The sequence below is a fragment of the Oscillibacter sp. genome (assembly GCF_031978065.1).
Classification (GTDB): domain Bacteria; phylum Bacillota; class Clostridia; order Oscillospirales; family Oscillospiraceae; genus Oscillibacter.
On the sequence record NZ_DALZCH010000111.1, the window covers coordinates 1 to 10,301 of the forward strand.

Genomic DNA, 10,301 nt, shown 5'->3' on the forward strand with positions numbered 1-10,301 from the left:
TCAATCTCCCTGAAAGACCGCAGATGTGGCCTTTCAGGGAGATTAGCGATAAAAAAATAAATCTTAAATGTATCCTTATTTTGACAATCAATCGAATACGTCTGATCTGACAATTCGGGTAACGCCTGTGACGACGTATTTTGTCACCGCCACATTATTTTTCCCGCTGGAACAGTGGCAGACCGGGAGACTGCCGTTCGACGTGCAGTCCACGATTATGCCAATACAGGAAACGCGCCCTGTCAAGGCCAGATCGCTGGGCAGACTGCTTTTTTGGAACGTTTATGGAAATGAATACACCCCGACTAGTTGGAGTTAATTTAGAGGATGTTTATTTATGAACTTATCAAATTCGTTTTCATTACTTGAATTTGGAGCAATCTTGTATTTCATTCACGATTTGTGGCTAGGTATATCAATTTTACGAAATATAAATAAAACTGATGTTTATACTGATATTACGGGAGCCAAAAGGCGCATTTTTTTATTTTTGCAGGCAATGCTTTGCTTCGTAAGTGTACTCCTTTTTGTGCTCATTGTCATTATAAACAAAACCACCATTATATGGGTGTTTACTGCGATTGCTATCACGGCTGTACAAAAAATTTTTACAGGAGCATATAAGTTTTTTGTAGCAAGGTTGCAAAAGTGAAATCGGATAGATGGTTCACCACTTGTAATTCAGGCGACCCTTTCGGGTCGCCTGAATGCTAGTCTAGAAGGCTTCTTTAATCCGCCCTTTCGGATGTTTTTTATCCCAAGAATCCCAAATGATTTCCGCCCGAGCATAACACATAAAAGCAACCCATAAAGAAATAAGGAATTTTGAAGAAGAATGTCGCCGTTTCCTGTTTTTGGGACACTAGTATTACAAAGGAACACAAACCCGACGATCCCATGCCACCGGGGGCACGAAAAGAGCGGACCAATCCAGTAAGTATTATTGCGAAGGCATTTTGCATATCTCTATTCCGGCGAATTATTTACAAAATGAGAAAAGAGGTATAACATGAAAAAGAAGTTTATGAGTTTGGCACTGGCAGTGGTGATGTGCATGTCTCTGTGTGTTCCGGCGTTTGCTGCGGAGTATCGTTCAAGTCTCACATATTCAAATGCTTCAGTTCAAGCCGACGAAGTAAATGTGGGAAATGACATCAACTTGGTAATCGAGGATTATCCCAATGGTGATGCAAAGATTTCTCAAATTGTCAAAGGTGTAACAACTTGCGTATCATATGTCCATAGAGCAGAACATTATATTGAAGATATCTCTTATGAGCAGGGAAATCCCATCTCAAGTATTAAATATTTTTTCGAAGAAGGAGATTCCGCTAGGGCCAGTTTAAGAGCTAGCTATACAACCGCTGGTACAATTACATATCAATATTATGATACTATTCCAGTAACCCGCTATTTGACCTGTGCTTACCAAAAGACCTCTGAATCGAACATGTATAACTTAACTGGAAAATATAAAAATATTGCTTCGTTAGTTGGACTTATAACAGGCGTACTGAGCATTCCCGGTCTTATAGCAGGCGAAGTTGCTGCCAAAGTCGTATTGTGGCTTGGTATTGGAGATAGTATCGGAGGCTTTTTTATTCCTGACTATTGGGTAACTTGCAATGATATTTGTGTGAATTGGAAGCTTACTGATGGTGGAGGATATTCAACAAATATGTCAGGACACAAGTATGTTCTCACCGATGATAAGCACAATGGTGATTCCGAATATTCCGGAGATTATTATGAAACAAATTCTTATTCTCGTCATGATACAGCCTTTGCTCTTCGTGCTTATGAAATCGCATATTATACTCGCGACACTGTTACCATCTTCTGGGGCTAATGATGAAAAAAAAGCAGAATTATCTTTCTTGGTTAGCACTAATCTTAAGTATATTGCTTTTTCTTGCTTGGTTAGCAGCTTTGTTAGGCTGGATTAACCGAGATGCTAATTTATTGACATTACTTACTGCTATTATTCTAATTATTAGTAGCACGCTTCATTTGCGAAACCAGCAATAAACAAAATTAGTTTCCACAATACCGCCGCTAAAACACTCTAAGAAATCCAAAAAACTAACCTATAAAGTACACGTTTTACGAATTGAAGCGCCACGCATATGCGTGGCGCTTCAACACAGCCTACCTCCGCCATACATTTGATTTTGAGTACAGTGAGTTGAGCAATCTTTTTGCAATATAAGGATGAAGATGGCAGGAGGATTAGCTTTTTGTCCAATCACGAAATCAAAATCGCACTGATGGGCGGAGCAAATGCTCCGCCCATTATTCAATTCCCAGGGCGCGTCTTACATTGCTTTCATATACCTCTGGCCTACCGATCTCGGCAAAGCCGATGGCGGGAATATGGAAGATTAAAACATTTCCGCCAATTACAAAATATTCGTCGCCTTTTCCTGTTTCCCAGACACTATATAACAGCGCAGTGGAAACCGACGATCTCACTCCACCGGGGGCACGAAAAGAGCAGACCGATGCAGTAAGTATTATCGCAATGACATTTTACATATCTTATCCCGTCGGATTCTTTACAAAATGAGAAAAGCGGTATAACATGGAAAGAAGAATGAGTTTGGCTCTGGCAGTGGTGATGTGCGTGTCTCTGTGCGTTCCCGCGTTTGCGGCTGATATTTCCAAATCAAATGTTGTTGCTGTGCTTGTTGTAAACGGGCAGCCATTTGGACTCTCGCAAGAAGACCTGCGTATGGTGCAGTCTAATGAACTTGCACAAATCGCATACTATGAATCGTTGTCAGCCCCGGCCACCATAGAGCCTGATACTTTAAATATCGTACAACCTCTATATATTCGGACTGTTAAATATCAGGGAAGTAGCGGTAATACTTATTTAGTTTATTCTAAAGAATACGCGGTTACAGGCCTTTTGCAGGGCGAACAGGATGGGGGCTCCATTTCTTATGGGCAAAGCCAGACAGTTTCAGAAACACTTACTGCCAATATATCCTTGTCAGCATCCTATAAAGATACAATTGTTGCCAACATTGGGAGTGTCATATACGAAATCTGCGGAGAACAGCTCTAGTTTTGGCATGACTATTAACATTGGTGCGGGAAAAACCGCAAGAATTATGTTTGTGCCCATGATGCGACACACAAATGGCGTACTAACCATCGTAACAGAATATAATAATGGAACATTTACTGACGCCTATAATGTCTCTGGATTTGTTCCTCAAAAGGTTGGTGCATATGCTGATGGCCTATATTATCCCAAGTACCAATAATATAAAAAGGCTTTTCATTTTGACTGTTTGGATTATGTGCTCCGTATTGATATTAGGATGTGAAGACGCCTCAGACAATACCCTGAATTCCCAGCAATACAGTTCCATAGGTGATATTTTCCTGGCTCTTAACGAGACTGAGGAAAATGTAGTCGAGGAAATAAGTCTTCAGAACAGCAGTGTATTTATTATCATAAACCATGATATCGGATATATTCGGTTTGTTCATATTCGCAACGATACTGATGCGTATGAACTCTCCACTTACAGCGAAAAAATATCAATCAGCGGCAGCCAACCACTCATCGGGAGTTTTGATGTCGATGACAAGCAGATGATAAATTTCCTTGTTGATTCAAACGGTACAATTGCTGGTTCCGAACAATATGATAATTTTACTCTATCTGAAGATTTAGTTCTTAGGTACTCAGTTGAATCATGATTGTCAAGGGGAGCCATCGTTTTGATGGCTCCCCCTTGACATTGGTCTCTCCAACTTTTAGAAACAGCAAACAAACAGAACTACCCGCAAGCAGCGCAAGTGTACCCACACTCAATAATTTCACGGCCCCTCGGGGCCGTGAAATTGTTTGTTGGGGAGTCTTCCTTAATCCGCTCTTTCGGATATTTTTTATTCAAAGAAACCCAAATGATTTTCGCCCGAGCATAACATATAAAAGCAACCCATAATAAACAAAAAATTTTTGAAGAACAATGGACAATAATGGTTCCACGTGCTTTTCTTATGGCAGCGGGTGAAGGATTCGAACCCTTACAGACGGAGTCAGAGTCCGGCGCGCTAAAATCTTGTAACCATTGACATACAGTAAGTGGAATAATCTTAAAATTAGTATTACAACACTATTTGCGGCAACGCATTTTGATGCCACAACTAGGGGTAGGTCAAGCTTCATGTTGACCAGAGCTAAATTTCATTTGCAAGACCAACCGACTTTTGAGCAGTGGGTCCGGGGTTCGAATTCCCGCCGGGTCACCAGCATTTTCCTCAGAGCCGCAATGGCTCTAGGGATTTTATTTTTGTTTTTTAACCTATTTTTGATTGCAGAAAAAGCAGAAATGGACCGACATTTTAAAAATGTACAGATCAAAATACAAGTCAACATAGCCGACCGGAAAGACTCGAACAAGCATTCCAATGTCTTGCGTGTGGTAGGTTTTGGAGATTATCAGTTCGTGAAAAGACTTTACACATTGTTTGGCACATTCCATGACATATTATTGCTGCCTTTCATGCTTTTAAATTAGTTGACATTTCTGTTCAATGGTATATTATTAAAACTTCCATCCGTGGAGCATCACCGAGATGTACAAATGTCTTTCTATTTGCGGGGCCAATCCGGAAGAACTACATATCTATTTCCCGAAAGACGGGAGAGAGATGCAGCAACAGAGTGCAGGAGAAAAACTCATACAACCTAAAGTGACAGCCGAACAGATAGAGAGCGCCTGTACACTACTGGCGAGGCTTTGGTGTGAACAACACGGACTCAAACTGGCCAGCCTGGAAATTAGGCGTGATGTGTTGGACGAAAATAAAGCGGCGAGGTAGTGGGCGCGTGGGTCCTTGAATCCCAATGCCTGTGTGGCCTGCCAGGAGACAGTCCAAAACGCCCTTCTGGGGTGGCGCGGGAACCCGCCTTGTAAAAAGCATGAAATTAAAGCATCAAGGGATGGATTTTTTGAATTGATATTAATGAAATACCATGATATATTAGGGAAAAATGTAAATCTCCCCAATATCATAGCGCAGCTTTGGTAATGCTAGGATGTCCTGAGCAGCGGAAGAAGGTTTTTATGCAAATATGCGTTGTCGTATCAGATGGAAGCTTTCCGTCTGTAACAGCCCCTCTACAGGGTCCCGTGGAGAAGACGTTTCGTCAAGCAGCTGAAATTGGGTTTAATGCCGTACAACTTACGGTCAATCGCCCTTCAGAAGTGGATATACAAGCAGTGATCAAATCAGCCGATCAATTTAAGCTCAACGTAGCATCTATAGCAACAGGAAGAGGCTATACAGTCGATCATCTTTGCCTAGGTTCGGGAGATGAAGAAAATCGTCGTGGTGCCGTGCAGCGTATGAAAGATCATGTAAAGTTGTCTACCCAGCTTGGAAATCCGTTTGTTGTGGTCGGAGCTATCCGTGGATGGTCCAGTGACAGTCCAACGAAGGATATTTACGTTGAGCAATTCACTAGAAGTTTTGAGGATCTTCTTCCCTATGCAGAGCAGCATGAGGTTACGATTATCTTGGAAGCAAACGATCACTTGGAAACAGACATGTACCTTGATCCGACAGAAACCGCGAATTTTATCCGCAAATTCCATTCACCTTCATTTAAACTGCATTTGGATACCATGCATTTATGGAATGAGAAAATTGAAACTTGCGATTGTATCTATGAACAGCGCGATTTGATTGCGCAAGTAGATATTTCAGATGCAAATCGCATGGCTCCAGATGGTGAGCATTACAATTTTCAGTGTTGTCTAAAAGCGTTGCACGAGATTGGTTTCGACGGGCCTCTCGTTTTTGAATATCGTCCGTCACCTCCAGATCATGCAGCAAAAATCGGATACAATTATATTGCAAAATGTTTGTCGCAAATTTGATCTTTTTAATTGGAGAGCAAAGCCGCCTGGGGTTAACCCCGGGCGGCTCCCTTATTATACCGTCGTCTCCAACCCGACGGCCTCCAACTTCCGATCAAATCCACCGCCCCGGTAGATAAACACTAACGTGCGAACCTGCTCATGCGTCAGGTTGATGATATCCCCGTCGCCGGTGGGGTCGCTACCGTCGCTCTGGATGATGCCCGTGCCATTGTTGCCATGCCCCACTGTATTCCAGGGAAGATTGATTTCAACACGGTCAAAAATGACCAGGTCAACATGAGGGTGGCAGAATAATGAAACTGGAAACTCTTTCCAGTCTGGAAAGTTCCTTGTCGGTGTGGATGAGGGCGATCTCTTTTTCAGATTTCAGCAAAAGCGATCTTCGCTCTCCGTTTTGGATTGCCTGTACGGCCTTTTTGCGCTCCAGCTCCTCCATCTTGGGGAGGGAAGCTATAACGGATTTCGGGGCCTTGATGGCACCGGACATGATGGAGCTTTTGAATTCAGGGGCTACCTCGTCTGCGGAATCAAGACCGTGGGAAAATTCAACAGCGGACTTAACGGCATTCTCGGTAATGCCATGGGCCTTGGCGACTACGGCGCGGGTCGGGTTCTTGCTTTTTGGCATCTGGTTGTTTTCGTCTGATGCCATTTTTGTGTATTGATTCCCACGATCCCCCCCAATCGTCTTCTTCTGCGCGTCGTATTCCTGCGCAATAAGAACAGCTCTTTGCTCATCGGTGATGCTCCTGCGGCCTAATTGGTTCTGGCACATCCAAACGATAGCGGCCCATTTGTCTGGGAAATCCATTAATGTAGTGGTGTATGGAACCTCCGGGTGCTTCTGGATGATAGCCCAGCGGTTTCACCAGCGGATTTTCGCTGATGGCTCATCCACGAAAATTCGGGGGTGAGGGTAATCCCTCGATTCGGGATTTCTAATGTCCGGTTTTCGGACGTTTGGACTTCGGACGGATTTCATACGAAGTTCCAGCCGGACGAAATCCGTACGCCTCGGCAGGTTCCCAAAATGGTGACATGGCAGATTGCGAATCTAAATGTCCGAATACTACTTACAACTGCCGCCTTTCGTCCATGGCCAGCACGGCCCGCTCTGTGGAGCTGGAGCCGGTCCTCTCGAATACACCTATACCGTTTCCATGCAGCCCCGCCGCGTAAACGTCTGCATCCGGGTACAGAAATGGCCTCAGTCTGCGGTTGATCTTGGGATAACGCATAGCCCGCATTCCCTTCACCTGACGCTGGCGGATGCGTTCCGTGGATACCCCGGCCTGCTCGGCCTGAACTGCCAGTGTAAGACCGTCAAAGAACGTCCCACGAATCGCCGCGCCTTGCTCTTCCGGCAGTGTATTCAGAGCATCGTTGAGGACGGCGTGCAGCTGCTTTATGTACATTCTCCGATCCGCGTTCTGGAACGCCTCCTCACTGCTGGGGTCAGGAATGACATCCGCTGCTAGCATATCATCGGTCCCGGGAATGGGCGCGTCCAAGTCAAGCGTATAGTCCAGCATATCCCGCTTTGACGTTCGCTGCCCGGTAGCCCCCGCAAAAGCCGTTTTAAGGGCCATGGGCAGCCCCCCAACGAAAGCGAATCGTAGCTGTCAACAGCAGCTACGACGGCCAGAAAGCCAGATTGATACAAGTCCTCCGCCGTAACTCCACCGAATCCACCAATCTGACGGGCGCGGCGACCGGCCATCATGGAAACAAACTTCTCCACCTGCTCCCATAGCTCCCCCAGCCGGTCCCGCTCCCCGGCCTGAATTAGTGCGCAAAGCTCCTCATTGGTCATGGATGCCACCTCCTCTATCAGACATCGTCAATGATCACCGTATCGGCTTCAATCATACTGTCTATAAATTCATACAGGGACATGCTAAACGGATCTATATCGTCCTTATCTGGCTTACTGTATCGTACAATGCGCCCATCTGGTGTGTTGGCTCCATTCTTGAGAAGATACGTGATAAGGTCCGCGTCAGTATCAAAACGCTGCCCGGTTTCAATGATCACAACCGGGTACTGACAATCTTTGATCTGCTGTCTAATGAATTCAATGCGCTTCATGAAAGCTGTCATTTCTTCATGCCCTCCACCATTCTTCCAAGTTCATCAAGCCTTGCCTGCTGTTCATCAGTACGAATAGCCCCCAGCACCACATTACAGGCGTACAGGATAGCGTTGGCATTCTTGGCATCCAGCTCCCCGTTGAGAACCATGTTGGCGACTCTGGTCACCGCATGGCGTACTTCACGGGGAGTCTCCATTTTTAATCGTTTTCTTGCCATATTTCTTCCTCCTTAAGCAAAGGGCGCGCAGGCGACAGCCCACACGCCCCATCAGCTTTATTCGTCCTCCGCTTCCTCTCTGGGTGGCTTGTCTTCTCCCTGCCCAGTAATTAAATCCACCTGCTGCCGCAGGAGATGCTCCCGCATAAGACCGAGCAGGCTAAAAACTCCAACTTGTTTTTCTCCCATATAAATCTCCTTATTTATTCACAAGGCTCACGCCGACGCGCTAAGATTCTGATTTATTCAGCTCGTAGACCACCCTGCCGATCTGCCGCCTGTCCAATTCCATGAGCACGGTGATTTGCTGTGGTCCGCCGGTAACGCCCATTTCGGACATCACCTCACGGACCCCCTGCTTGATGGTTCCCATGGGCGCTTCAATGTTCGTCCCGCTCTTCTGGTCCCCCAGCACCGCCATAAACTCGCGGTTAGGGGGAATCACTGCGCCGGTGGCGAGGCGGGGAACATTGGCCCTGGGCAATCTGGCATCTGCCAGGGTTGGCATGCTGTCTAAGTTCTTGAACTTCGCCATTCTGGAGTTTGCTGAGTTTATTGCTATCATAATGGCGGCAATTCCGGCCACTATCGCAGCAGCCGCAATGCCCATGGTGAGAGCTGACTGAAATGCGCCTACCGCCAAAGCAGCAGTTAATGCGGCAGCCGCTACCGCACCTAAAACAGCAACCACCTTTTCGCCGTCGTTCATGGAGCCCCATGCATTCGCCAGCTTTACAAGCGCCGCAATCAAAGCCCCAAAGGAGATAGCCGCAAGCCCGCCCTGCATATTTGCTATCATTGCAACGCCCCCCATCTCCATGATTGACACGGTTACACTGGCAATCGCATCAGCCACCTTGTAAGTAAGCAGCCCCACTGCTCCAGAAATTAGAATGGTAAAAAAGTCATCCAGAAGCCCTGTTGATTCTTGGAAATCATACAGCGACGACACGACATCGTTGACGATCTCAAGGAGCGGTGTCATGGAGTCCATCAGCCCTTCACCAATAGAGGCCGATAGGGCATTTGTGGTTTCACTGAGAATTCGATTCTGATTCGCCCAACTGTCAGACGTCTTTGCGAAATCCCCCTGTGCAAGAGACGTTTGACTTAAAACGTAGTTATAGCATAGCTGCACCTGCTCGGCCTGTGTCAGCTGATCCCATGTTTTGTTGATTCCCTGAGACATGGCAAAGGCTTCAAGGTTGGTCTGCGTCATAATAATACCAAACTGTTTGAGGGATTCTGTCTCTCCCGTCCAAATGGACGCCAAGGCCGTAGATGCAACATCCTGCGAGACGTTGTAGAAGGACGCCATGTCACCCGTCAACCCCGTAATTTTCAAAGACATATCAGTTGCGGCTTGGCCGGTGAGCCCTATGGATGTTGTCATGGCCATATAGCGGCCCGCCGTCTGCTTCGCAGCCAGCTCAGACATACCGAATTGCTCAATAGAATTCCGGGAGAAATCTTCAACCTGATTTGACATACTCCCAAACGACGTGTCCACGACGTTTTGAACCTCTTGAATATCAGATGCCAGACTCACGGCTTCGCGCCCAAATGAGACCAGTGAGTTAACGCCAAAGGATATACCTATGGTGGAAACCAGATCTCCCAGAACGCCTTTCAGCCCATCAAAGCTGCCACTAATGCTTTTAGCAGCATCGGACCCCTTTTTTCCGGCGGTGGAGAGCCCGTCCCCAAGTTCCTTTGCTGAATCTGCGGACTTTTCGAGGGATGGTTTGATTTTTTTTATATCTTTTTCTATCCCGGAATTGTCATCTCTGTGCTGATAGTAACAGCACCGTCATGACTACTCACTGTAAACCTCCCTTCATTGCTTTTTCCCCGTCCATGCACTAAACACCGCGTCGTCTTGCTGCGTGTACTGGGTTTTGAAGTCTACCTTTTCCCTGTTCTTTTTGTAGAAATCATGTTCCCAGTCAGTCAGCTTTTTCCCCTTGCGCCGCTTCTCTCGAATGGCAACAACCGTTGATAGCTGCCCATCACCGATTCCATTAAACCAGCTAAGGAACGTCCACCAATGGCAGAATGGAAGCGCCCGGACTTCACAGCCAGCAAC

At 46.1% G+C, this 10,301-nt stretch carries 12 protein-coding genes and 1 pseudogene; 5 read left to right on the plus strand and 8 right to left on the minus strand.

All coding sequences use genetic code 11. The features are described from left to right. The first annotated feature begins 337 nt into the window (after positions 1 to 337). From RTK01_RS13795 to RTK01_RS13815, 5 genes are all read left to right on the plus strand, one after another. Positions 338 to 652, plus strand: a complete 315-nt coding sequence (locus RTK01_RS13795) for a hypothetical protein (RefSeq protein WP_312281526.1) — start codon at positions 338 to 340, stop codon at positions 650 to 652. Positions 653 to 1,009: 357 nt separating this feature from the next. Next, a complete protein-coding gene (locus RTK01_RS13800) occupies positions 1,010 to 1,849 on the plus strand; it encodes a hypothetical protein (protein WP_312281527.1) in 840 nt (279 codons plus the stop codon). 732 nt (positions 1,850 to 2,581) lie between these two features. Then, the gene (locus tag RTK01_RS13805; protein ID WP_312281528.1) at positions 2,582 to 3,070 is read left to right on the plus strand and encodes a hypothetical protein; all 489 of its coding nucleotides are present in this window, start codon (positions 2,582 to 2,584) and stop codon (positions 3,068 to 3,070) included. A 167-nt stretch (positions 3,071 to 3,237) separates the two neighbouring features. Next, positions 3,238 to 3,714, plus strand: a complete 477-nt coding sequence (locus tag RTK01_RS13810; RefSeq protein WP_312281529.1) for a hypothetical protein — start codon at positions 3,238 to 3,240, stop codon at positions 3,712 to 3,714. A gap of 1,439 nt (positions 3,715 to 5,153) precedes the next feature. Beyond that, entirely contained in the window at positions 5,154 to 5,903 is a 750-nt protein-coding gene (locus tag RTK01_RS13815; protein ID WP_312281530.1) for a sugar phosphate isomerase/epimerase family protein, read from the plus strand. Positions 5,904 to 5,957: 54 nt separating this feature from the next. On the opposite strand, the gene RTK01_RS13820 is transcribed toward RTK01_RS13815, so the two are convergent. The 8 genes and pseudogenes from RTK01_RS13820 to RTK01_RS13855 all read right to left on the minus strand — a co-directional run. Continuing rightward, a complete protein-coding gene (locus tag RTK01_RS13820; RefSeq protein WP_312281531.1) occupies positions 5,958 to 6,131 on the minus strand; it encodes a hypothetical protein in 174 nt (57 codons plus the stop codon). 46 nt (positions 6,132 to 6,177) lie between these two features. Next, on the minus strand, positions 6,178 to 6,558 hold the full coding sequence (locus RTK01_RS13825) for a hypothetical protein (protein WP_312281532.1): 381 nt from the start codon (positions 6,556 to 6,558) through the stop codon (positions 6,178 to 6,180). Positions 6,559 to 6,979: 421 nt separating this feature from the next. Continuing rightward, the gene (locus RTK01_RS13830) at positions 6,980 to 7,495 is read right to left on the minus strand and encodes a sigma factor-like helix-turn-helix DNA-binding protein (protein ID WP_312281533.1); all 516 of its coding nucleotides are present in this window, start codon (positions 7,493 to 7,495) and stop codon (positions 6,980 to 6,982) included. Between the two features lie 241 nt (positions 7,496 to 7,736). After that, entirely contained in the window at positions 7,737 to 8,006 is a 270-nt protein-coding gene (locus RTK01_RS13835; RefSeq protein WP_312281534.1) for a hypothetical protein, read from the minus strand. Next, on the minus strand, positions 8,003 to 8,215 hold the full coding sequence (locus tag RTK01_RS13840) for a hypothetical protein (protein WP_312281535.1): 213 nt from the start codon (positions 8,213 to 8,215) through the stop codon (positions 8,003 to 8,005). The genes RTK01_RS13835 and RTK01_RS13840 overlap by 4 nt, the downstream gene beginning before the upstream one ends. Before the next feature lie 57 nt (positions 8,216 to 8,272). Next, entirely contained in the window at positions 8,273 to 8,404 is a 132-nt protein-coding gene (locus RTK01_RS13845) for a hypothetical protein (RefSeq protein WP_312281536.1), read from the minus strand. Positions 8,405 to 8,444: 40 nt separating this feature from the next. Beyond that, positions 8,445 to 9,764: a hypothetical protein gene (locus tag RTK01_RS13850; RefSeq protein WP_312281537.1), complete on the minus strand. Its 1,320-nt coding sequence runs from the start codon at positions 9,762 to 9,764 to the stop codon at positions 8,445 to 8,447. Positions 9,765 to 10,052: 288 nt separating this feature from the next. Then, positions 10,053 to 10,301, minus strand: a pseudogene (locus tag RTK01_RS13855) (hypothetical protein); the annotation flags it as partial.

Bases quoted from the DNA above. Each gene is read 5' to 3' on its own strand.
- RTK01_RS13845 (WP_312281536.1), bottom strand. From the start codon at position 8,404: ATGGGAGAAAAACAAGTTGGAGTTTTTAGCCTGCTCGGTCTTATGCGG.
- RTK01_RS13840 (WP_312281535.1), bottom strand. From the start codon at position 8,215: ATGGCAAGAAAACGATTAAAAATGGAGACTCCCCGTGAAGTACGCCAT.
- RTK01_RS13800 (WP_312281527.1), top strand. From the start codon at position 1,010: ATGAAAAAGAAGTTTATGAGTTTGGCACTGGCAGTGGTGATGTGCATG.
- RTK01_RS13830 (WP_312281533.1), bottom strand. From the start codon at position 7,495: ATGGCCCTTAAAACGGCTTTTGCGGGGGCTACCGGGCAGCGAACGTCA.
- RTK01_RS13810 (WP_312281529.1), top strand. From the start codon at position 3,238: ATGCTGATGGCCTATATTATCCCAAGTACCAATAATATAAAAAGGCTT.
- RTK01_RS13825 (WP_312281532.1), bottom strand. From the start codon at position 6,558: ATGGCATCAGACGAAAACAACCAGATGCCAAAAAGCAAGAACCCGACC.
- RTK01_RS13805 (WP_312281528.1), top strand. From the start codon at position 2,582: ATGGAAAGAAGAATGAGTTTGGCTCTGGCAGTGGTGATGTGCGTGTCT.
- RTK01_RS13835 (WP_312281534.1), bottom strand. From the start codon at position 8,006: ATGACAGCTTTCATGAAGCGCATTGAATTCATTAGACAGCAGATCAAA.
- RTK01_RS13795 (WP_312281526.1), top strand. From the start codon at position 338: ATGAACTTATCAAATTCGTTTTCATTACTTGAATTTGGAGCAATCTTG.